At 71.8% G+C, this 22,584-nt stretch carries 20 protein-coding genes and 1 tRNA gene; 4 read left to right on the plus strand and 17 right to left on the minus strand.

The annotated features are described in order from the left end of the window. Positions 1-3 precede the first annotated feature (3 nt). The 3 genes from IE325_RS00190 to IE325_RS47205 all read left to right on the plus strand — a co-directional run bounded on the left by IE325_RS00190 (position 4) and on the right by IE325_RS47205 (position 2,465). Complete coding sequence (locus tag IE325_RS00190; protein WP_373315056.1) at positions 4-1,155, plus strand: chitinase; 1,152 nt, start codon at positions 4-6, stop codon at positions 1,153-1,155. A gap of 13 nt (positions 1,156-1,168) precedes the next feature. Then, positions 1,169-1,927, plus strand: coding sequence for an NPP1 family protein (locus tag IE325_RS00195; RefSeq protein ID WP_190067551.1), 759 nt, complete (start codon positions 1,169-1,171; stop codon positions 1,925-1,927). Between the two features lie 301 nt (positions 1,928-2,228). Continuing rightward, positions 2,229-2,465, plus strand: coding sequence for a hypothetical protein (locus IE325_RS47205; RefSeq protein WP_434095395.1), 237 nt, complete (start codon positions 2,229-2,231; stop codon positions 2,463-2,465). Here the strand turns inward: IE325_RS47205 and IE325_RS00205 are convergent. The 6 genes from IE325_RS00205 to IE325_RS00230 form a co-directional block, all read right to left on the minus strand. Then, a complete protein-coding gene (locus tag IE325_RS00205; RefSeq protein ID WP_190067552.1) occupies positions 2,462-3,439 on the minus strand; it encodes a tetratricopeptide repeat protein in 978 nt (325 codons plus the stop codon). The two genes, IE325_RS47205 and IE325_RS00205, sit on opposite strands and share 4 nt — an antisense overlap. A 23-nt stretch (positions 3,440-3,462) precedes the next feature. After that, on the minus strand, positions 3,463-5,964 hold the full coding sequence (locus IE325_RS00210; RefSeq protein WP_190067553.1) for an Hsp70 family protein: 2,502 nt from the start codon (positions 5,962-5,964) through the stop codon (positions 3,463-3,465). A gap of 20 nt (positions 5,965-5,984) precedes the next feature. Further along, a complete protein-coding gene (locus tag IE325_RS00215; RefSeq protein WP_190067554.1) occupies positions 5,985-6,512 on the minus strand; it encodes a hypothetical protein in 528 nt (175 codons plus the stop codon). Continuing rightward, positions 6,509-7,843, minus strand: coding sequence for a hypothetical protein (locus tag IE325_RS00220; protein WP_190067555.1), 1,335 nt, complete (start codon positions 7,841-7,843; stop codon positions 6,509-6,511). The genes IE325_RS00215 and IE325_RS00220 overlap by 4 nt, the downstream gene beginning before the upstream one ends. 68 nt (positions 7,844-7,911) lie before the next feature. After that, positions 7,912-8,994 (minus strand): serine/threonine-protein kinase, encoded by a 1,083-nt coding sequence (locus tag IE325_RS00225; protein ID WP_190067556.1) that lies wholly within the window; start codon positions 8,992-8,994, stop codon positions 7,912-7,914. An 80-nt stretch (positions 8,995-9,074) separates the two neighbouring features. Continuing rightward, positions 9,075-9,860 carry a polysaccharide lyase family 7 protein gene (locus IE325_RS00230; protein ID WP_190067557.1) on the minus strand — a complete coding sequence of 262 codons (786 nt, stop codon included), beginning with the start codon at positions 9,858-9,860 and terminating at the stop codon, positions 9,075-9,077. 235 nt (positions 9,861-10,095) lie between these two features. Here IE325_RS00230 and IE325_RS00235 point away from each other — a divergent pair, with 235 nt between their 5' ends. After that, complete coding sequence (locus tag IE325_RS00235; protein WP_190067558.1) at positions 10,096-12,003, plus strand: serine/threonine-protein kinase; 1,908 nt, start codon at positions 10,096-10,098, stop codon at positions 12,001-12,003. 6 nt (positions 12,004-12,009) lie between these two features. Here the strand turns inward: IE325_RS00235 and IE325_RS00240 are convergent, their stop codons facing one another. The 11 genes from IE325_RS00240 to tdh all read right to left on the minus strand — a co-directional run bounded on the left by IE325_RS00240 (position 12,010) and on the right by tdh (position 22,414). Continuing rightward, complete coding sequence (locus IE325_RS00240) at positions 12,010-12,789, minus strand: FHA domain-containing protein (RefSeq protein ID WP_190067559.1); 780 nt, start codon at positions 12,787-12,789, stop codon at positions 12,010-12,012. A 149-nt stretch (positions 12,790-12,938) separates the two neighbouring features. Next, complete coding sequence (locus tag IE325_RS00245) at positions 12,939-14,816, minus strand: serine/threonine-protein kinase (RefSeq protein ID WP_190067560.1); 1,878 nt, start codon at positions 14,814-14,816, stop codon at positions 12,939-12,941. Positions 14,817-14,950: 134 nt separating this feature from the next. After that, positions 14,951-15,892: a nitrilase-related carbon-nitrogen hydrolase gene (locus tag IE325_RS00250; RefSeq protein ID WP_190067561.1), complete on the minus strand. Its 942-nt coding sequence runs from the start codon at positions 15,890-15,892 to the stop codon at positions 14,951-14,953. Positions 15,893-15,979: 87 nt separating this feature from the next. Then, positions 15,980-16,053, minus strand: a tRNA-Pro gene (locus IE325_RS00255). Positions 16,054-16,133: 80 nt separating this feature from the next. Next, complete coding sequence (locus IE325_RS00260) at positions 16,134-17,444, minus strand: MFS transporter (RefSeq protein ID WP_190067562.1); 1,311 nt, start codon at positions 17,442-17,444, stop codon at positions 16,134-16,136. Between the two features lie 72 nt (positions 17,445-17,516). Then, the gene (locus IE325_RS00265) at positions 17,517-17,876 is read right to left on the minus strand and encodes an MmcQ/YjbR family DNA-binding protein (protein ID WP_190067563.1); all 360 of its coding nucleotides are present in this window, start codon (positions 17,874-17,876) and stop codon (positions 17,517-17,519) included. Positions 17,877-17,980: 104 nt separating this feature from the next. Beyond that, positions 17,981-18,493, minus strand: a complete 513-nt coding sequence (locus IE325_RS00270; protein ID WP_190067564.1) for a GNAT family N-acetyltransferase — start codon at positions 18,491-18,493, stop codon at positions 17,981-17,983. Then, positions 18,490-19,089 (minus strand): helix-turn-helix domain-containing protein, encoded by a 600-nt coding sequence (locus IE325_RS00275; RefSeq protein ID WP_190067565.1) that lies wholly within the window; start codon positions 19,087-19,089, stop codon positions 18,490-18,492. Before IE325_RS00275 ends, IE325_RS00270 begins: the two co-directional genes overlap by 4 nt. Positions 19,090-19,135: 46 nt before the next feature. Then, on the minus strand, positions 19,136-20,038 hold the full coding sequence (locus IE325_RS00280; RefSeq protein ID WP_190067566.1) for a LysR family transcriptional regulator: 903 nt from the start codon (positions 20,036-20,038) through the stop codon (positions 19,136-19,138). 114 nt (positions 20,039-20,152) lie between these two features. Beyond that, a complete protein-coding gene (locus IE325_RS00285) occupies positions 20,153-21,346 on the minus strand; it encodes a glycine C-acetyltransferase (RefSeq protein ID WP_190067567.1) in 1,194 nt (397 codons plus the stop codon). Between the two features lie 39 nt (positions 21,347-21,385). Continuing rightward, the gene (gene tdh / locus IE325_RS00290) at positions 21,386-22,414 is read right to left on the minus strand and encodes an L-threonine 3-dehydrogenase (protein WP_190067568.1); all 1,029 of its coding nucleotides are present in this window, start codon (positions 22,412-22,414) and stop codon (positions 21,386-21,388) included. Positions 22,415-22,584: the final 170 nt, after the last annotated feature.

A 22,584-nucleotide genomic window follows, 5' to 3' on the forward strand; every position in this document is an offset into this window, starting at 1 on the left:
AACATGTCCATGACCCGACTCAGACCTCAGCTCAGACCCCAGCCCGGGCCGCGGCCCGGACCCCGGCTCGCGATCTTCGCGGTCCTCACCGCCGTCCTCACCGCCCTGCTCACCGTGACCCCCGCCCAGGCCGCCGACGGCACGATCACCGGCCTCGTCGGCAAGTGCGTCGACGTGGCGGGGGCGAGCAACGCCAACGGCACCGCCGTACAGCTCTACGACTGCAACGGGACCGGCGCGCAGGTCTGGTCCAACTCCGGTGACGGCACGCTGCGCGCGCTCGGCAAGTGTCTGGACGTCGTCGAGCGCAGCACGGCGGACGGCGCGGCGGTCCAGCTTTGGGACTGCTCGGGCGGCGCCAACCAGCAGTGGGTGGTCAGCGGTGCGCGAGACATCGTGAACCCGGCCGCGAACAAGTGCCTGGACGTCCGGGACAACAACAGCGCCAACGGCACCCGGCTGCAGATCTGGACCTGCACCGGCACCGCGAACCAGAAGTGGAACGCGCCCGCGAGCGGGGGCGGCGGCACCCCGTCCGGGTTCGTGGTCAGCGAGGCACAGTTCAACCAGATGTTCCCGAGCCGGAATTCGTTCTACACGTACAGCGGCCTGGTCGCCGCGCTGAGCGCCTACCCCGGCTTCGCGAACACCGGCAGCGACACCGTGAAGAAGCAGGAGGCGGCGGCCTTCCTCGCCAACGTCAACCACGAGACCGGCGGCCTGGTCCACATCGTCGAGCAGAACACCGCCAACTACCCTCACTACTGCGACTGGAACCAGCCCTACGGCTGCCCGGCCGGTCAGGCCGCCTACTACGGCCGCGGTCCGATCCAGCTGTCGTGGAACTTCAACTACAAGGCGGCGGGAGACGCCCTCGGCATCGACCTGCTCAACAACCCCTGGCGGGTGCAGAACGAGGCGGCCGTCGCCTGGAAGACGGGTCTTTGGTACTGGAACACCCAGTCAGGGCCCGGCACCATGACCCCGCACAACGCGATGGTGAACCAGGCTGGCTTCGGGCAGACCATCCGCTCCATCAACGGCTCCCTGGAGTGCGACGGCAAGAACCCGGCACAGGTACAGAGCCGCGTCGACGCCTACAACCGGTTCACCTCGATCCTCGGCGTCTCGCCGGGCGGCAACCTCTACTGCTGAACCGGGAGCCGTGATGCGTAAGTTGAGCACCCTCGCGATGGCCCTCCTCGGAGCGATGACGCTCGTCGTGGGCCTCCCCGCGAGTGCCCACGCGAGTGTCCTGACCCTGCTCCCCCAGAACGCCGACGGCCTGGAGCAGACGTTCTCCCCTGCCTACGACTACGACGGCGACGGCTGCTACGCCACGGCCGCCATCGGCACCGACGGGACCCTCAACCCGGGTCTCAAGCTCGGCGGCGACGTCAACGGCAAGTGCCACGACTACGCCCAGCTGGCCAACGCCAACACCTATTCGCGGGCGAAGTGCAGCAACGGCTGGTGCGCGGTGATGTACGCCAGCTACTTCGAGAAGGACCAGATCACCCTCGGTCCGGCGGCCCTCGGACACACGCACGACTGGGAACACGTGATCGTGTGGGTCCGCGACAACCAGGCCGAGTACGTGTCGGTGTCCCAGCACAACACCTATCAGCTGGCGGCCCGTTCGGCGATCCGCTTCGACGGCACCCACCCGAAGATCGTCTACCACAAGGACGGCGTATCGAGTCACTGCTTCCGCTTCGCCAACGGCAATGACGAGCCCGCGGAGAACGCCACCGGCAACTGGTTCTTCCCGCGCCTGGTCGGCTGGAACGGCTATCCGGCCGGATACCGCGACAAGCTCATGAGCGCCGACTTCGGGTCCGCCACCATCAAGATCGACGACGGCGACTTCCAGTGGGCGCTCAACTACGCGAAGCCGTCCGGGATCCCCTTCGACGCCTACGCCTGACGCTCGACAGCGCAGCACGGCCCTGCAGGCACTCGCCTGCGGGGCCGTTCCGTTTGCGTGCGATGGCTAGGCCCCGCGTGCCTTGCGCGCGGCCCGGGCGAGGTCCATGTCGGTCGTCTCCGGGGCGAGGAACTGGGAGACGAGGCCGCCGAGGGCGAGCACCCCGGAGCCGATCAGCAGCACGAACTCCGCGCCGAAGACCTGCGTCCAGAACGTGCCGATGGCGAAGTACGGCAGGACGAGCGCCGCCCAGAAGACGCTGGCGAACGGCTGAACAGCGCCCGGAACTCCTCCCTCGCGGGTGCCTGGGACTCGTCGAGCTCGGCGTCGATGTCCACCTCGATGCCGTACGGGCATCGACGCGGTCCGTGAGATCTCCGGCACGCTCGGCATCGAGCAGTCGCTGCGCGAACTCGGCGTCCGTCCCGACCTGTTGACGCCGATCGCCTCCAGCCCCCTCGCGGACGCCGTGACCCGCAACGCACCGCGCCGGGCCACCGAGCAGGACATCCTCGGGATCCTCGAAGCGGTCTTCTAGACGGGCGTGATCACCACCGTCACCGTCCGGTTCCTCGCGACCCCCGCGAACGGCGCGTCGCGCTGGTCGGCGCTGGCGGTGGTGAAGGCGGTCAGGGGCTTGTCGGCGGCCGTGCTCAACTCCCGGGCGGCGATGAGGGCCCGCCACAGGGAGAGGACCGAACCGCCGCTGGTCGGGGCGCCGGGCACGGTCGCCGTCTGGCCGTAGATCTCGACGCGTACGGTCCGTCCCGCCAGGCGTTCACCCAGCACGGCGAGCCGCTCGGCGCCGACCGGGGTCAGCTCGGCGCCCTCGGAGAAGAGCCCGTCGGCGAAGGCGACCTCCACGGATCCGTCCTGGGCGACCGGGGCGATGCCCGGTGCGCGCAGCGCGTCGGCCAGTGCCCGGGCCGCCTCCGCCCGGCGCTCCGCCTCCCGGGCACGGTCCTGTGCCTGCTGCGCCCTGCGTTCGGCGTCCAGACGCTCGGCGAGCCGCTCCGCCCGGTCGGTCTGCGACGGAGCCGGCCGGTCGCCCCGCGCGTCGGTGAGGGCGACCGTGCCGGCCGTGATCGCGGCCACGGCACACACCGCGGCGGCGAGGGCCGTACCGGCGCGGTGCCGGGCGAGTGCCGACCGTGGGCCGCGACGGCCGAGCCGGTCGATCCTCGCCAGCCCGGCCGCGGCTGCCGGGTCCCTCGGGTGCTGCTCCTGGACCCGGCGCCAGTACTCCGCGGCCCGGGCCAACTCCCCGCGCTGGGCGTGCAGACGGGCGAGCAGGTCCAGTACGTCCCGGTGGGCGTCGTCGGCGTCGTGCAGCAACCGGACGGCACCGTCCAGGTCACCGGAGCGGGCCGCCGTCCGGGCACGCGAGACGAGCAGCGCGGTCCGGAGCGAGTCGGCGGCGGGGGGCGGGGTGTCGACCCGCTCGCCGTCGTTCCGGTCGGCGGGCCGGAACGCCTCGGACGGGACGTCCGCCGGGATTCTGGATGTGGTCACCGTCAAGTCCTCCTGTCTGCCGACTAGTTGATGCCGCCGGACAGTCGCTCGGCCTCATCGGCGACGCCCGGCGGCAGCAGCCGGCGCAGCCGCTCGTTCACTCCGGCGAGGGCGCGGCGGTCCCCGGCGGCGACGGCGCGGCGGCCCTCCAGGATCGCGGCGTCCGCCTGGGCGCGGGAGAACATCTCGTCGCGCATCTCGACCAGCGCGTGGAAGACGACGTACTCCCACTGGTCGGTGCGGCGCAGCAGCTCGACGTGGAACTGTCCGGCCCGCTTGATGAGCCGGCGCAGATCGGCCGGGGTGGCGTCCTCGCCGAGCGAGCTGGCCCGGTCGCGCATGTTCTGCAGTTCCCGCCGGTCCGACGGGCCGCCGCCGACCTGCTCGATGACGTCCTCGCAGGAGCTGAGCAGATCCCACAGTTCGCGTTGCAGGCCGGGGATCTCGATGGCCTCCTCGATGTCGTCGAGCTGGGCCTCCACATCGCGGATGCGGCGGTCGCTGGTGACGGCCGCGCCGGTGTCGACGGCGGCGGCGTCCACCTCCTTGCGCAGCTGCGGGATGGCCTGCTGATCCGTCAGGTCCTCCAGCCGGGTCTGGGCCTGCTCGGAGTGGACGTCCTCGGCCTGGTCCTGGAGGATGCGCACGCGTTGCTCCAGATCGTGCAGCCGGTCCACGAGTTCGGTGTGTTCGGGCGCCAGCAGCTCGGACCGGTTGATGGTCGCCTCGAACTGCTGCTCCAGCAGGGGGATGTCGGCGGTGACGAGGACCTCGCGGTTGCTCGCCTGGATCTCGAAGGTGACCTCGACCTCGCTCTGCGCGGGCAGGTCGATGCGGATGTCGCGGGGGCGGATCTCGATCAGCCCGACCCGGGTGTTGCGGTCCGCGCGCCTGCGTTCGCCCTCCAGCAGCGGGATCCGGATCACGGCGTCGGGCTCGGTGCGGCGCAGCGGGATGGTCGTCCGGTACGGCTTGGTCACCTGGGCCGGGAGTGTGGTGCCCTTGCGCAGCAGCGGGTCGAAGGTGCCGTCGGCCTTGCCGATGCCGAGGGTGCCGGTGAGCACGGCGTCGCCGGGGACGACGGCGGCGTGGGTGATGGAGAAGGTGTCACCCGCGAGGTCGCGCCGGGTGCCGGCGTTGTCGGTGAGCTCGACGGTGAAGCGGGAGCGGGTGTCGGCGTCGATGGCGACCTCGGTGTAGAAGGTGCCGTCCGTGCCGAGCACGGTGCTCGGGCCGCGGAAGGGCGGGCGTCCGTCGGGGTTGCTGAGGGTGACGGTGTACCGCGTCCAGTCCACCGCGCCGCCGCTGCTCACCTTGCCGGAGACCGGGATGCCGGTGGTGTCGACGGACTGCGCCGGATAGTGCAGCTCGATGACGAACTCGCCCGGCGCCGCCCGCTGCGGTTTCTTCGGCATGCGGATCGTGCGCGCGAACACGGCGGCGCCGCGCGCGACGACGGTGGTGGGGTCCTGGGTGTGGTCGAGGGGGATGCCGGGGCCCTCGATGGGGTCGGCGAGCAGTTCGCGCAGCCCGGGGCTGAGGGTCGCGCCGCCGACGAGGAGCAGCCGGTCCATGTGGTCGGGGCGCAGCGCGCTCTCGGCCAGCGCGTCGCGGCAGAGCCGGATCGCGCGGGTGTAGAAGGGCAGCGCCAGGTCGTCCAGGGCGCCCCGGGTCAGGGTGAACTCGAAGGGTTCGGTGCCGCCGTGGCCGTCGTCGAGGTCGACGGAGATCTCGACCGAACTCGCCCGGGACAGCGAGATCTTGGCGTTCTCCGCCTCCAGCTTGAGCTTGGCGAAGTTCTTGCGCCAGCGCTCGCGGTTCTGGCGGGTGAAGTCCGTGAGGCCCAGGTCCCGGCGGACCGCGGGAGCCAGCAGGTCGTCGACGAGGGCCCAGTCGATGAGCTTGCCCCCGAGGTAGGGGTCGCCGGCGTGCTGGATGAGCTGGAGCTCGCCGTCGCGCTTGCTCATCACGGCCGCGTCGAAGGTGCCGCCGCCCAGGTCGAACACCATCCAGTGGGCGGACTCGGAGGCGTCCTGCACGCCGTAGGCGATGGCGGCGGCGGTCGGCTCCTGCACCAGCGGGCAGTGCTCGCCGAGCCCGGCGAGGGCGGCCGCGGAGCCGGTGGCGTTGTTCTGGTTCAGGGCGAAGGACGCCGGGACGGTGATCACGGCCGCTTCCGGCTGGTACCCGTACTCGTGCGCGGCGTCCTGCCGCAGCGACTTGAGCACCTCGGCGGACAGTTCCTCGGGGCTGAGCGAGAGGCCGGTGCGCTCGAAGAGCCGGCCCGCGCCCGCAGCGCCCATCTCCAGCTTGAACTCCGCGTAGGCGTTCCCCGGGTCGCTCTCCGTGCGCTCCCGGGCCCGCCTGCCCACGTGGATCACCCCCTGCTTGGGGACCCATACGGCGGAGGGCGTGAAGTCCCAGCCGTCGTTGTTCTTGATGATCCGTACGCCGTCGTCCTCGGCCACCGCGATGGCGCTGTTGGTGGTGCCGAGGTCGATGCCGAAGTCGATGGTCTCGCGCATGTCGTGATCTCCTTGGTCGTTCAGGTGGCCCGGGGGCCGGGACGGCCGACGATGACCTGGCCCATCTGGATCCGTTCGCCGCGGAAGTAGACCGACGGCCGTACGGTCTCCAGCACGACCTCGCGGTCCAGTTCCGGCTCGTCCTGGAACACCAGGACCTCCAGGGACTGGCCGGAGTCGAAGGGCTGCCCGTCGTGCTCCTGGATCTCCAGCCCGTCGTCGGCGAGCGCCTGACGGCTCGCGTGGACCTGGCGGCGCACCTGCCGCAGATCGGCCGACGACAGCGGGCCGGTGCCCTGGTCGAGTTTGCGCAGGGCGCGCCAGATGCCCACGGCGGCACCGAGCATCGCGTCGGTGCCGGCGCCCTGCGGGGTGCGGGCCTGCCGTGCGAGGGCCTCGGCGGACTCGGCCTCGGCGAGCACGGCCGCCGCCCACTCGGCCTGGGCCGGCTCCAGCAGCGGGCGGGCGACCCGGAACTCGGGCGGGTGCCTCAACTGGCCGAGCGCGGCGCGCACTTGGCGTACCCTCCGGTGGGTTCGGGATGTCACCGGTACCTCCTTCTGGCCCGGTAGATCCGGAGCCGCGCGTTCCATTCGGCGAGCTTCTCGTAGGCGCCGTAGAGCAGGCCGAGGATGAAGAAGCCGCCCACCGCCGCCTCCCACCCCTGGACCACCCACAGCGTGATCAGGCCGGTCAGCGCCAGGACTGTCAGCACGCACCCGGCCCATTCGCCGCCCGACATGCTCGGCGCCGTCCCCGGGTCGGGGCGGGTCAGGACGACTCCCTCGGACCACTCGTAGATGACGTCCCAGTTGTCCTTGAACGCCTTCACATGGCGCTCCGGGGCGATCTCGTAGGCCCGCTCGGCGAGTTCGACCACCGTCTTCTTCTCGGCGACGGTCGGCCGGTGGAACTGGTAGTGGCCCAGCAGCGCCACGGCGAGGTTGCCCACGCCCACGGCGACGATGTGCGCCACGTCGTCGTACCGCCACTGCGGGACGTACGCCCGGAAGTCGCCGAACCGGTCGAACGCGGGGAGGACGTCCTGCCTCAGGACCCGGACGGCGTCGGTGTACCGCTCGGCGTCCTTGTGGCCGCTCGCGGAGCGCAGACCGTCGGTGATCTTCTCGACCGTCTCCTCCACGGCGTCCTCGAACATCTCCGTGAACAGGCCCGAGAACGCGGTCTGTTCCGCCCAGCCGGCGCAGATCCCGGTGAGGCGCGGTCTGAAGTCCGGGTCGGCGGCCAGTTCGCGGAACGGGGAGACGAGGAGGCCGGGAAGCTCGGCGAGGAAGTCGTCCGCCGAGTGCTCGCCGAGCCGCGGATCGTCCAGCCGCTCGATCCGGTGGGCGATGTGCCGGCGGAACTCGGGGCGCTCCAGCAGCGGTCCCCAGGCGCTCGCCGCGCCCTGCCACAGGATGTCCCGGGCGTCCGTGGTGGCGTGGCCCCGTCCGGCCTCCGCGTCCAGGGCCATGGCGTGGAAGCGCACCGCGTTGTCGTGCTCCTCGTGCACGGAGGCGGGGCAGCCGCAGTCGGGGCCGGGTTCGCCCCACCGCCACAGCAGTTCGTCGACGAGGCGCCGCCGCGGGTCCTGGAACTCCTCGAACGCCGCCCGCACCTCGTCCTTGCGGTGCCCGCCCACGAGGGGCGAGTCCGGGTCCGGGACCCAGGTGTCCTCGACGGCGAGCCTGGCGTCCAGCCGCTGCCGGTGCTGCCGTACGGCGCGTCCCTGCGCGTCGATCGGGAGGCCGGTGACCGCGAAGGCGTTGTCGCGGTACAGCCGCATCCCGGCCAGATCGGTGAAGCGGGAGAGGTTCCCGGTGCCGGTCCGGGCGGCGGAGGGCTCGCCCCTCCGGCCGCCCGCAGTCGTCTTGTCCATCCGCTCTCCCAACGTCCGCTGCCCGTACGTCCGTCGCCCGTGGGTCCGTGCCCCGTGTGTCGGGCCGTTCACATGACCACCCCCCGGCGCCACGTCATCAGCCGCGCCATGTGCCGTTCCCTGAGCCGGGGATGGCGGCTGACGGCCTCCTCCAGCTGGTTGGCGGCATCGGTGAGCCGTCCCGGTGTCCGGGAGAGCTCGAGGGCCGCCCGTACCTGTTCCTCGACCGACCTCTCCACCGCGGCCGCCCCGTGCGGCGGTGGTCTCACCCCGGCCGCCGGCCGCAGTGCCTCGGCGCGTTCGGCGACCTCGCGGGCCGAGGCGGGGCGTTCGGCCGGGTCCACGCGCAGCATGTCGACGACCAGCCGGTCCAGTTCGGGCCCGACACCGTCGTTGAAGGCGCTCGGCGGCAGCAGGGGCGCGTTGAACCGCTCCAGGGAGAAGGACTGCACCGGGTCGCCGCCGTTGTACGGGAAGTGGTCGGTGAGCAGGAAGTACGCGATGGTGCCCAACGCCCACACGTCCCCCGCGCACGAGTAGCCGGTGCCCCGGCGCAGCACCTCGGGCGGCATGTAGGCGACCGTGCCCTGCGCGCTGGCCGCCATGGTGCCGGGGTCGGTCTCCTTGGCCAGTCCGAAGTCGCTGACCTTGACCCGCAGTCCGGACTCGTCGTAGGTGATGAGCACGTTGGCCAGCGACAGATCGCGGTGCACGATCGGGTGCTGCCGCTCATGGGCGACGGCGAGCCCCTCGGCGGCCTGCCGCAGCACGGCCGTGGCCTCGTCGACCGGTACCGCCCCGGAGTGGGACGCGACCAGCCGCTCCAGGCTGCCGCCGGCCACGTACTCCATGGTGATGTAGCCGCGCATCCCCTCCGAGGTCTGCACCGTGCCGGCGTCGAACACCCGGATGATGTTGGGGTGTCCGAGGGTGGACAGGATGCGGGCCTCGTCGAACAGCCGGGAGGTTGCCGCCAGCGAGGCGACGTGCTTGAACAGCTTCAGGGCCTGCCAGCCGAGGATGTGGTGCCGTACCCGGTACACCTCGGCGAAGGCGCCCTCGCCCAGCCTGCGGTCCACGACCAGTGCCGAGTTGATCCGCTGCGCACGGGTCAGCAGTGTCCCCTCCACGCCGGTCGTGTCCCCCGCCATCCGCCGCGCCCCCTTCCCGCCTCCGGTCCACGTCACCGTGCCACGCACCCTCCGGGACCCCTCCCGGGAGCGCGCGCCGGTCAGGAGTGGGTGACCTCGATGCCGGAGATACGGACCTCGCCGTAGTTGTCGTCCGAGCAGGGCGCGGAGTTGTCGCAGTTGGCCTGGGTGTAGGCCCCCGCCTTGAAGTAGTTGGTGTCGCCGTCGTGCGAGATCGTGGTCTGGAGGCGGCCGTTGTAGTACGCGTCGATCTCCCCGTCCTCGGCCACGAACTTCGCCTCGAACTCGGTGCCCAACTCGTAGTCGTCGGTGACGAGATGGTGGTGCCGGTCGTCGCCGTCGGTGATGTAGAGCTTGCTGCCTTCGAGGCGGAAGACGGTGACGTCGTCGTCCCCGCCGTGGACCTGCGCGCCGACCAGCCACGGCCGCTCCTCGGGCAGCGCCATGAACGCCTCCCTGACGACGAGGGTGTGGGTGCCCTCCGTGGTGGACCACGCGGCCTCGTCCCCGCCGCCCTCGGTCATCTCCCGCAGCTCGGCGCGCGGATAGCTCGACCCCGACGTCGTCACGCCGTTGACGGCGGCCCGGAACCGGACCGCGTCGCAGCCGGACTCGACCCGGAACCAGGGCTTGGCTGAGAAGGTTGCCAGCTCGGGCTGGGTGATCTCGGCGGGGTCCTCGTCGTCGCCGGTGGGCAGGGTCAGTTTCCAGTCCGTGAGGTCGAGGACGTCGGCGGGGTGCGCGCAGCGGGCCGCCGCCGCCCGTGCCTGCGGGGTCGAGGGCTCCGCGTGCGCGGACAGGGTGAGCGTGGCGGTCGAGACGGCCGCGGTGAGGCCGGCGAGCACGACGGTCCGGGTACTGGGCATGGAAGGTCTCCTGCGTCGGGGGGTGTGCGGTACGGGCCGACGCGTACCGTAAGGGCACCGCGCGGGACCCCTCCCGGATGGCTCGGTTCCGGCCGCTGTCTACGCATGCGTGCGACTGATGAAGGCTCTGGGTAGACACTGCGTACGGCCTGCCGTACGCAGTAGGTTCGACCCATGCGCACGGCCCTGGACCGTGGCCGTGTGCGTTCCGGACTCGACCGAGGGGGAAGAATCCGTGCGTTCCGGGGAGGAGTTCGCCGACCGCTATGTCCTCAAGGACGTCATCGGCGCGGGGCGGGGCGGCGATGTGTGGCTCGCGCACGACACGGTGGTGGGCCAGGACGTCGCGCTCAAACCGGAGCGGACGGACGGCGAGAGCGACACCGCGCTGCGGCGGCTGCTGGGCGAACCGCGCGCCATGGCCAAGTTCCGCGACCACCCTCATGTCGTGACGCTGTTCGACGTGGTGACGGTGGCGAAGGACGGGCCCGGTTCGGAGACGTACTGGTTCGTCATGGAGTACGTCCCCGGCGGCGGCCTCGACCGGCAGCCGACGGTCTCCCCCGAGCGGGCGGCCCGCATCGGCGCCGAACTCGCGGACGCGCTGGCCGCGCTGCATGAGGCGGGCATCGTGCACTGTGACGTCAAGCCCGCCAACATCGGCCTCACCCGGCACGGCGCCGCGAAGTTATTGGACTTCGGCGCCGCCTACCGGGTCGGTGGCGCGGAGACCATCACCGTCAACGGCCCGTACAGCTTCACCCCGGACTACGCCGCTCCGGAGCTGGCCCGAGGCAATGTGCCCCGGCCGGCCTCGGATGTGTTCTGCCTCGCCGCCACCCTCTGCGCGCTGGTCACCGGGGCGCCGCCGCGCGGCACCACGTCCCACGGCGACGCCCCCGCCGGGACGGGCGAGGACGGCGGGGACGCGGAGCGGCTGCGGTACTGGAAGGCCGAGCAGGGCGTCGTCGAGCTGGACGCCGCCGCCGTGGGGCCGCTGTACCCCGTGCTGACGTCCATGCTCCGCCGCGACCCCCGGCAACGCCCCGACGCCGCCGAGGTCCGGCGGCTCCTTCAGGACATCGCCGGGTCCGAGCCGAAACCCTCGCGGGACACGGCCACCACCAGCACCGCCCCCGCGCGCCGCCGCTGGCGTCGGCCGCTGGTCGCGGCGGCCCTCGGCGTCAGTGCGCTGCTTGCCCTGGGCGTCGTGGTCCTGCCCGGGGACGGCGACGACGACGCGAAGGCCGACCCCACCCCCGGCCAGAGCCTGCAGGCGAACGCGCGCCCCCTGATCGGCGACCCGCACACGGCCGATGTGTGTGCCCTGTCCGACCCCGCCACGCTCGACTTCGGCGGCGACGGGGAGGTCCACAAGGACGTGGACTACGGGAACTTCGACCGCTGCGACGTGCTCGTGGACGTCGACGACAAGACCCGCATCGACGTGAAGATCAGCATCCTGGAGGGCTCGCCGCCCGAGGGGTCGAAGCCCTCGCGCACCATCGGTCAGATCGGCATCCGGGAGGAGGAGGGCGAGAGCGACGAGTGCAACCTGCTGCTCACGTCCGCCGACGACACCCTCGTCGGGATCCGCGTGAACATGGGCAAGGGCACCGTGTTCGGCGGCACGGCGACCCTGTGCACCGTCGCGAACAAGGCGGCCACGACCGCGGCCGGCGTCCTCGACCGCGGTCCGCTCCCACGCCGTCCGTCGCCCTACCCGCCCGAGTCGCTGGCGTGGTCGAACGCCTGCAAGCTACTCAACGCAAAGGCACTGTCCGCCGTCCCCGGCCTGAAGGTCGACGTGCCGGTGGAGGGCGTCGCAGGCTGGAGCTGCGAGTGGTCCAGCGACGTGGACGAGTTGGACGCGGAGATCAGCTTCTTCCGCGATCAGCCCAAGTCCGCGGAGGACGGCGCCACCGCCGTCACGCTCAGCGGACACCGCACGATCATCGAGCGGAACGACGACGGCGACACCTGCACGGCCTACATCGAATACCGCGAGTACAGCGGCCAGAACGCCGAGACCGCCGCCGAGATGGTGCGCCTGGAGGTCGGCGGCCGACGGCCCACGGCCGAACTGTGCGGCATGGCGAAGAAGCTCGCGACCTCGGCCGCCGCCGAACTCCCGGCGCGCTGAGGTCCGCTAGTCGGGCCAGGGCGCGTCGTCCTCCATCAGGTCCAGGTCCGGCGGCACCAGCGTCGTCGACTCCACCAGCCCCTTGATCAGGTTGTGCAGCAGCCTGTTGTCGCCGGGCCTGCCCTCGGCCTTGTCGTGCAGCAACGGGTACCGGAAGCCCGTGCGGTCCAGGCGGTGCCGTACGACCTCGATACGGTGCTCGATCCTGCGCTCGGTCCAGTTGGCGTCCGGGCGCAGATACTTGAGCTGCTTGGCGGCCACGGAGTAGGTCAGGGGCCGCGGCTCCTCCTCGTAGAGCAGATACCGCTGGCCGAGGACGACCAGCAGCAGCCGTTCGTCGTCGTCGAGCGCCCAGGTCTCCGGGCGGATGGTCTCGGCCTGCCTGCGTGAGACGGGTCCCTGGTCGTCATGGCCGGCCACATACAGCTCGACCAGGTGCTCGCGGTAGCCGGAGCCCTTCACGAAGAGCGGGGTGTAGCCGGTGGCGAGCGGGACCGGCTCGGTGGCGATATGCATCATCCGGCCACGCGGCAGCCGCACGAGCTGCTGCCCGGTGTTGCGCAGCCACCACAGCCCCTGACGGTACGTCAGTTCACCGTGGCGCCGGCTCACCCGCAGGTCGTCGACGCCGACTCCCAGGTCCACGTCGGGCTTGTCACCGCGCCCGAAGCGCACCGTCAGCCCCGGGCGGGGCGGGGCGCTGAGCTCACCGGTGACCGTACGGGCATGCAGAGTCCCGGGCGCGGCGGGCGCGACACCACGCGCGAGGCTGGCGGAGAGGGGCATCGCTGGTCTCCTCGGTTCAAGGTCGTTCTAGGACTTGTTCATGGAGTTGATGGGCTTGTTCGGTGGATGCACTACGGCGTTCTGACCAGTGTCCGCACCTTGCACGGGACCCCTCCCCAAACCGGTCGGTCACCCGGTCCGGGTGTGCGTCAGTACGCCGATTTCAGCGCTCCTGCGGGAAGCTTCCCGCCGTCCTCGCGGCCCACGCTGCACAGCACCTGGCGGAATCCGGCCTCCCACTCCTCGTCGGAGGAGTACCAGCCCCACATCTCGTGCCCCTTGCCGCGGGCCCAGTTGACCCCGTACCTCTCCTGGCAGAGCTCGCCCGTGTCGACGCTGTCCGACGAACTGTCGCCCGAGGCGCGGGTCCAGCCGACCAACTGCTCGTCGTGCGGGCGGTCACAGCTGACCAGGGTCTTGGTGTACGAGTCGTCCTCGTGCTCCTCGACGTCGATGCAGTCGCCGGGGCCGAGCTGGGTGATGTACACCTCGTCGCCGAACTTGCGGAAGTCACCGATCGGCCCGCCGAGTGTGGCGTTCCTGAGAAAGAGCAGACAGGCCGAGGCGGGCGGCTCGCTCTGCCCCGGCTCGGGGGTGAGGACGTAGAGCACCGGGTCGGCCATGGTCTTGCGCAGGTCCGCGGTGCGCCGGGCACACTCGTCCCGAACCGGCTGGGTGCCGGGTGCGACGGTCGCGATGACCTGGCCCTCGGGATCGTCGTCGTAGCAGTCGCGGGTCTTGAGCCCGGCCCGCCCCTTGTACGCGCCGTCCTTCCAGTCGGCGTCGACGCACTGCCCCGGGGTGAGCTCCTGGCGCAGACCGGCCTGGCGGCCGTACGGGTACGCGCCACGGGTCACCGTCGGGGAGGGCGTCGCCGCCACCTTCGCGTCGGCCCCCTGCTCCTTGGCCCCGTCCTGGTGGCCGACGGCGCCGAGCGCGTAGCCGCCGGCCCCGAAGAGCAGGGCGGCGAGGGCCAGCAGCGCGGGGGTGCGCCAGCCGGGTGCGGGACGGTCGGAGGCTGTGGCGCGGCGCCGGGCGCGGTCCCTCCAGGAGGGCGGGGAGGGGGAAGGGCGTGTGGTGGCACCGACGTCGGTGGGGTCGGCGGCGCTGTTGTCCTGGCCGGACCCTGAAGCGGGGCCCGCCGGGGCGGATCCGGTGAGCGCGGGCGCAGGCGTGCCTTTGCCGCTGCCCCTGGCTTCGGCGAGCAGTTCGCGTGCCCGTTCCGTCCGGGTGCGCTGCGCCGGGTCCTTGGCCAGCAGTCCCATGATCACGCGGTTCAGTGGGTCGCTCGCCCGCTGCGGCACGGCGGGGTCCGTGGTCAGCGCCGCCATGAGGGAGGCGTCGAGCGTGTCCCGCTCGAACGGGGAGACGCCCTCGACGGCGAAGTACAGCGTCACGCCGAGCGAGAACAGGTCGGTCGCGGGCGTCGCCTCGCCCCCGGACAGCCGCTCCGGCGCGAGGAAGCCCGGGGTGCCGACCACCATGCCGCTCTGGGTGACCCGGGTCTCGCGCGGCCACAGCGAGATGCCGTAGTCCGTGAGCAGGACCCTGCGGTCGGCGGCGCCCGAACGGTCCGGCGCCAGCAGGATGTTGGAGGGCTTGACGTCCCGGTGGATGATGCCGAGCCGGTGCCCGGCGTTCAGCGCGTCCAGGGCGGCGGCGCCGATGCCGGCCACCTCCTCGCTCGGCAGGGCCCCGCGCTCCTTGACGGCGGCGCGCAGATCCCGGGTGCCCGGCAGGTACTCCATCACGATCCACGGGCGGTCGTCGTCCTCCACGACGTCGTACACCGTGATCACGTTGGGATGCTCACGCAACTGCGCCGCCTTCAGCGCCTCCTTGCGCCCCCGCGCCGCGGGGTCGTCGCCGCTGGATCCGGTGCGCTCGTGCGGTACGTCGATCTCCTTGACCGCGACCCGGACCCGGAGTTCCTCGTCCTGGGCCAGCCAGACGTCGCCCCCGCCGCCGGAGCCGAGCCGCTGCAGCAGCCGGTACCTCCCGGCGATGACCCGTTCCTCCCGTGCCACGAACGCCCCCTCCTTCGGCCGCGCTTCCCGACCGGCCGCCGGCAGCCCCCGACGGTCGTCGGCCACATGCTCACCCCACCCACTCGGGAGCCCTCCCGCGCCGTCGACCGCAGAGGCCGGTCGCCCGCCCCGGCTCAGCCGCCGACGCCCCCGGCGTGCGCGGATTCGTCGACATGGAGGGTGAACACGTCGGGGCGGGCGTAGTGCCCGGTGGCGTCGAAGTCGAAGCGGGCGCGGGTGAGGTCGTCGAGGTCGAGCTCGGCGGTCAGGATGCCCTCCCCGTCGCGCAGCGGGCCGGCGAGGACCTCGCCGAGGGGGGAGACGATGACGGAGCCGCCGCCGATGAGGACGGTGTCGGGTGCGTCGCCCTGGACGGGGTGGAGGTCGGACGGCAGGGCGTCGCGGCGCATGTACTGGCAGGCCCCGAGGACGAAGCAGCGGCCTTCGAGCGCGATGTGCCGCATCGTGGCCTGCCAGGCGTCACGGTCGTCCACGGTCGGCGCGCACCACAGGTCGACGCCCTTGGCGTACATGGCCGTTCGGAACAACGGCATGTAGTTCTCCCAGCAGATGGCCGCGCCGATACGGGCCGTGCTGGTGTCGATGACCGGGAGGGTGGAGCCGTCTCCCTGGCCCCACAGGTAGCGTTCGGCGGCGGTCGGCATGAGCTTGCGGCGCAGGCCCAGGTAGCCGTCGGGACCGAAGTGGAGGGCGACGCAGTAGAGGGTGCCGCGCTGTCGTTCGACGGCGCCGACGACGGCGTGGCAGCCGAGTTCCCGGGTGAGGTCGGCCAGGGCGTCGACCTCGGGGCCCGGCACGTCGATGGCGGCGGCATGGTAGCGGCGGAAGAGCTCGCGCCCGGCCGGGGTGCGGCTGCCGACGGTGATGCCGAAGTCCAGGCCCTTGGGGTAGCCACCGAGGAAGGCCTCGGGAAGGACGACGACCTGTGCCCCGCGTTCACCGACGGCCTCCCGGACGAGTGCCTCGGCGCGGCTCAGCGCGGCCTGTGTGTCGAAGAGGGGAGCGCTCGCCTGGACGACGGCGGCGGTCAGGGTGCGGCGTGGCTCGGAGGACATGAGATCGACAAAACAATCAAGCTGGAAAACAATCAAGGGGATGTATCAGAAACCTCTGACACATCCCCTGACTTGCTCTGTCGCAAGTCGGGACGACAGGATTTGAACCTGCGACCCCTTGACCCCCAGTCAAGTGCGCTACCAAGCTGCGCCACGTCCCGGTGCCCGTCTGACCTGGGGTTTCCCCCGGCCGAACGTGCATGGAAACAATACCGCACTCGGGTCGGTGGTCGCGCACCCGTTATTCGTGCCCACGGCCTTCGGCGCCTCCGAGGCGCACGCGCTCACCTGCCGGCGCCGCCCGCGACGTCCTCGGCAGGTCCGCCCGCACCAGCCCCCGTATCGACCGCACCGAGAGCAACGCGCCCGCGACGACGAGGCTCATCCCTCCGGCGACCAGCAGCACATGATCGGCGCCGAGCGTCGCGGCGGCCGGTCCGGCGAGGGCCTGGCCGACCGGCATCATCGCGAGGGAGCCCGCCACGTCGTACGCGTGAATGCGGTTGAGGACATCGCCGGGGACCTGCGTCTGGACGCTGGTGGCCCACATCACGCTCCAGAAGGCCATGCCGGCCCCCGCGACTGCCGCGCCCGCCGCCATCGCCGGGACCCCGAGCCCCGCGCCGACCGTCACCGGGAAACCGGCGAAGGCGAAGAGGCCCATGGCACCGGCGCGGAGCATACGGCGAGGCCGCAGCCGCAGGGCGAGCAGGCCGCCTACGACGGTGCCCGCGCCGAGGGCGGAGTTGATCAGGCCGTAGGAGCGGGGGCCGTGCTGCTGGACCACTTCCGTGGCGACGAGCGGCACGGTCGGGCCCCACACGGTGATCATGTAGAGGCACCAGACTGCTATGACGCCCCAGAGCCAGGTACGGGCTCTGAACTCCCGCCAGCCTTCGGCCAGATCGGCGCGGAAGGCCCTCGTTCCACGGCCGGCGCCGCCGTCACCCCGTGATCGGGGCTGCGCGGGCAGGCGTAGCAGCAGGAGGCACAGTGCGCTGACGGCGTACGTGGTCGCGTGGGCGGTGAACACGGCGCCGGGTGAGGCGAAGCCGACGAGCAGACCGGCGAGGGCCGGGCCCGAGAGCTGGGCCACCGCCTCGGCGATCCTTATGGCGCCGTTGGCGCCCTGAACGTCGGCGGCGAGCCGGCGCACGGTGCCGGCGACGCCGGGCTGGAACACGGCGCCCGCCACGCCGTTGACGAAGCCGATCGCGCAGATCTGCCACAGCACCACATGCCCGGAGAAGAAGAGCACGGCGGCCAGGGCCTGGGTGCACACCCGGACCAGGTCTGCGCCGATCATCAGCCTGCGGGTGTTGAAGCGGTCGGCGATGACCCCGCCGAACACGATGAGCCCGGCGAAGGCGGCCGAGGTCGCGGCGAGGGCGAGACCGACCGCGCCCGCGCCGTACCCCTGCTGCAGGAGGCCCGCGGCGAGGGCGACCGGCAGCATGGTGTCCCCGAGCTGGGCGACGGCACGCGCGGCGAAGAACAGGCCGAAGTCCCGCGACCACACCGGGTGCGCCCCGGCCTCCTTGCCCCTGCCCATGCCCTTCGTGCCCTCCCCCGACCGAGCTTCTCGCCCATGCTGACACGGGGCACTGACAACGCCCCACGGATTTCAGTCCGCCGTCGACGGCCCCAATTCCGGATGCGCCTCCAGCAGTCGGGGCGGTGCGGCCTGACGCCAGGAGTCGGCGAGGATGTCGCGCAGTTCGTCCTCGTCCTCCAGGGCGGCCAGCCGGGCGCGGACCCACGCGAACTGCGCCTCGTGGTCGGCGATCCAGAACTTCTCCGGCTCGGCCAGGACCAGTTCGTCGCGCTCCTCCTTGGGGCAGCGCACCGCGATGGAGGTCTCCTCCTCGGGCAGGGTGGCGAACATCTTGCCCGCGACCCGGAACGTGGGCATGCTCCAGGCGATCTTCTCCGTCGTGTCCGGCAGAGAGAGGGCGATACGGCGTACGTCTTCGGCATCCGGCATGAGACGCACCGTAGCGCCTGCCACTGACAATCACCTGGTGAGAGAGGTAACCGGGCCTGGAGGCAGGCCCGTCGAACCCTGGCAGCGGTGCGGGGCCGGTGCCGTCACACGTGCTTGTAGTAGAGCGTCGTGGGCCGGAGCACTCCCGCCGGGCTCGCCGCGTAGTCCGGGATCACCCCGGCCCGCGTCCAACCGGCCGCCTCGTACAGGCGCTCGGCGCCGCTGTCGGTCTCGGTGTCCAGGTGGAGGAGGCTGACACCGGCCCCGATCGCCGCGTGCTCGGCGGTCGTCAGCAGCCGGCGGCCGAGTCCCCTGCGCCGCGCGTCCCGGTGCACCATCAGCTTGACCAGCTCGGCGCGGTGGCGGCTGTTGGGTTTGGCGGGGAAGTCCAGGCCGACCGTGCCGACGGTCCGCCCGCCCTCCTGCGCCACCCACACCGCGATCCGCCCGGCGCCGACGGCCGCCGCGCGCTCCTTCCACCAGGCCTCGGCCGCCGTACGGTCGAGGGGCGCCAGGAATCCGACGGAGGCTCCGTCGGCCACGGCGTCCATCAACAGGTCGGCCAAGTCCCCGATCAGGTCGAGCAGTTGGGCCTCGTCCACACGCTTCACGGTCACGGCAGCACCACCGCCAGCACATACCGCACCGCCCCGGGTCCCGCACACCGGAACCGCGTCGGCCCCCACACCCGCATCCGCAGACAGTCCCCGGCACCCACATGGTGCTCGGCCTCCTGGACCGTCACGTCCAGCGCCCCCTCCAGCACCCAGATGTGCTGCTCCAGCCCCGGCACGGGCGGCCGGTCGTACGCGATGTCGGCGCCCTCGGCCAGCCGCCCCTCGACGAGTTCGGCACGCAGCCCGGCATGCGGTGGCGACACGGATCGTCGTACGAAACCGGAGGAACGGTCCTCCCACACCGGCTGCTCGGCCGCCCGCACCAGCAGCGCGGGCTCCGACTCGACCTCGCTGAGCAGCTGGGACATGGTGCGGCCGTACACATGGCACAGGCGGTTCAGCAGCGAGGCGGTGGGGCTGATCTCCGCCCGCTCGGCCCGGGACAGCGTCGAACGGCTGATGCCGCTGCGGTCCGCCAACTCGCCGAGGGACCAGCCGCGTTCGGCCCGCAGCTCGGCCAGGCGGGCGCCGAGACGAGTGTCGAGGCGGGTGCCGGCCTGGTCCGGGGCTTGGCCACCCATCACTTCCTGTTTCATATCCGGGACGTTATCCCGAATATGAAACACCCGTGTTACGGGAGGCTCACTCCCCCGCCACTTCCTGGAGCGCCTCCAGCACCGGCCGGATCAAGGGATGCTCCTCGGCTCCCCTTCGTACGGCCGCGAAGACCCGGCGTGTGGGGGCCACCCCGTCCACGGGCCGTACGACGACCCCGGCGAGGTCCATGCCACGCAGTGCCGAGCGCGGGACGAGCGCCACTCCCGCGCCGGCCGAGGCGAGGGCGACGACGGCCCGGAAGTCGTCCGAGGAGTGTTCGAGGCGGGGCTGGAATCCGGCGTTCTCGCAGGCCAGGACGACGACGTCATGGCAGGGGTTGCCGGGGTAGGGGCCGATCCAGGCGTCCTTGGCCAGCTCCGCGAGGGGGACCTCGGGCGCGTCGGCCAGCCGGTGGCCGACCGGGACGACCGCGTCGAAGGGCTCGGCGTACAGCGGTACGTGCGCGAGGCGCGGGTCGTCGGCGGGGGGCGCCCCGCGGTACTCGACGGCCACCGCGATGTCGACCTGCCGGTCCAGCACCATGGGCAGGCTGGCGTCGCCCTCGGCGTCCTGGACGCGGAGGCGGATGCCGGGGGCCGTCCCGGCGAGGCGGGCCACCGCGGGCGCGACGACCAGGGCGATGCCGGTCGCGAAGGAGGCGACGGTGACCGTGCCGGCCGCGCCCGAGCTGTAGGCCGCGAGCTCGGCCTCCGCCCGCTCCAGCTGGGCGAGCACGGCGTTGGTGTGGCTGAGCAGGATCTCGCCGGCCGGGGTCAGCCGTACGCCCTTGGCGCCGCGCTCCACCAGACGGTGGCCGGTCTCCTGCTCCAGGGCGGCGAGCTGCTGGGAGACCGCGGAGGGGGTGAGATACAGCGCGGCGGCAGCCGCCGTCACGGTGCGGTGGTCGGCCACCGCACGGAGGATGTGGAGCCGCCGCGCTTCGATCATGAGATCGATTATCGCAAGGTCTGGACCGGGCGGACGCCAGCCATCCAGCCGGGCATCAGCCGTCCGCCGGGCGTCGGCCTTGCGGCCGGGTGTCGATCTCGCAGCCGTTCGTCGTCAGCCGTCCAGTTCCGCCCGTGCCGAGACGAAGGCGTCCACGGCGCGGTTGACGTCGTCCGTCGAGTGCGCGGCGGAGAGCTGGACGCGGATGCGGGCCTGGCCCTGGGGCACGACCGGGTACGAGAAGCCGATCACATACACGCCGCGCTCCAGCAGGAGTTCCGCCAGGCGGGCGGCCCTCGCCGCGTCGCCGATCATCACGGGCGCGATGGCGTGATCACCGGCCAGGATCTCGAAGCCCGCTTCCGTCATCCGGCGGCGGAACAGGGCGGTGTTCTCGGCGAGCCGGACGCGCAGATCGTCCGCCGCCTCCAGCAGGTCGAGGACCTTGAGGGAGGCCGCCGCGATCACGGGCGCCAGGGTGTTGGAGAACAGATACGGCCGGGAGCGCTGGCGCAGCAGGGCGACGATCTCGGCGCGGGCCGCCACATAGCCGCCGGACGCACCGCCGAGCGCCTTGCCGAGGGTGCCGGTGATGATGTCGACGCGGTCCATGACGCCATGCAACTCGGGGGTGCCACGGCCGCCGGGGCCGACGAAGCCGACGGCGTGCGAGTCGTCGACCATGACCATGGCGTCGTAGCGGTCGGCAAGGTCGCAGATTTCATGTAGCGGGGCCACATAGCCGTCCATGGAGAAGACGCCGTCGGTGACGATCAGCCGGCGCCGCGCCGACTGGGCCTCCTTCAGCTGGGCTTCCAGGTCGGCCAGATCGCGGTTGGCGTAGCGGAAGCGGCGGGCCTTGGACAGCCGGATGCCGTCGATGATCGACGCGTGGTTGAGGGCGTCGGAGATCACCGCGTCCTCGGGGCCGAGGAGCGTCTCGAAAACGCCGCCGTTGGCGTCGAAGCAGGAGGAGTACAGGATCGTGTCCTCCTGGCCGAGGAACGCCGAGAGCCTGGCCTCCAGTTCCTTGTGCACCTCCTGGGTTCCGCAGATGAAGCGGACCGAGGCCATGCCGTAGCCCCAGCGGTCCAGCGCCTGGTGGGCGGCGGCGACGACCTCGGGGTGGTCGGCGAGGCCGAGGTAGTTGTTGGCGCAGAAGTTGAGGACCTCGCCGGGGCGGCCGCCCGCGCTGACGTTGACGGTCGCGGACTGCGGGGTGTCGATGACGCGCTCGGGCTTGTGCAGGCCGGCGGCGCGGATCTCGTCGAGGGTGGCGCGCAGGTCGTCGCGCACGGAGTCGAACATCTCAAAGCTCCCAGGAATGCAGGTGACTTACGCGGTGGCTTACGCGGTCCAGTCGAGGATGACCTTGCCGCCGCGGCCGCTCGCCGCGTCGGCGAACGCCGCCTCGAAGTCGCGGTACCCGTACCGGCCGGTGATCACGGGGGCGAGGTCGAGGCCGCCTTCCAGCAGCACGGACATCGCGTACCAAGTCTCGAACATCTCCCGGCCGTAGATGCCCTTGATGGTGATCATCGAGGTGACGACGCGGGCCCAGTCGACCGGGAACTCCTGCGCGGGCAGGCCCAGCATGGCGATACGGCCGCCGTGCGTCATGTTGGCGATCATGTCGCGCATGGCCTCGGGGCGGCCGGACATCTCCAGGCCGATGTCGAAGCCCTCGCGCAGACCGAGCGTGCGCTGTCCGTCGGCGATGCTCGCCTCGGCCACGTTCAGGGCGAGGCTCACGCCGACCTTGCGCGCCAGCTCCAGCCGCTCCTCGCTCACATCGGTGATCATGACGTGGCGCGCGCCCGCGTGCCGAGCCACGGCCGCCGCCATCAGACCGATGGGTCCTGCGCCGGTGATCAGGACGTCCTCGCCGACCAGCGGGAACGACAGCGCGGTGTGCACGGCGTTGCCGAACGGGTCGAAGATCGCGGCCACATCGAGATCGACCGGCACACGGTGGACCCACACATTGGCGGCGGGCAGGGCGACGTACTCGGCGAAGGCACCGTCCCTTCCGACACCGAGGCCGACCGTGGCACGGCACAGGTGCCGGCGGCCGGCCAGACAGTTGCGACACTTCCCGCAGACCAGGTGGCCCTCGCCGCTGACCCGGTCACCGGGCTTGATGTCGGCGACGTCCCGGCCGGTCTCGACGACCTCGCCGACGAACTCGTGCCCGACCACCAGCGGGGTGCTGATCGCCTGCTGCGCCCAGCCGTCCCAGGACCGGATGTGCAGATCGGTGCCGCAGATGCCCGTACGCAGCACCTTGATCAGTACGTCACCCGGCCCGACGGCCGGTTCCGGAACGTCCGCGAGCCACAGCCCGGGCTCCGCCTTCTCCTTGACCAGCGCCTTCAACGCAACGGCTCCTGTGCGTGAGTCCCGGCTGCGGGCATGCCGAGGGAGCCCGCAGCCGGGGAGGGGGGTGGAATCGCTTAGCAATCTGCCGTACGGCGGCGCCCCGATCCATCGAGGATTTCTTAAGCGGCGCCACAGCTTTCCTTCACGCCCTCGACCCGACCGCCTCC

The sequence above is a fragment of the Streptomyces lanatus genome (assembly GCF_014655715.1).
Taxonomy (GTDB): Bacteria; Actinomycetota; Actinomycetes; order Streptomycetales; family Streptomycetaceae; genus Streptomyces; species Streptomyces lanatus.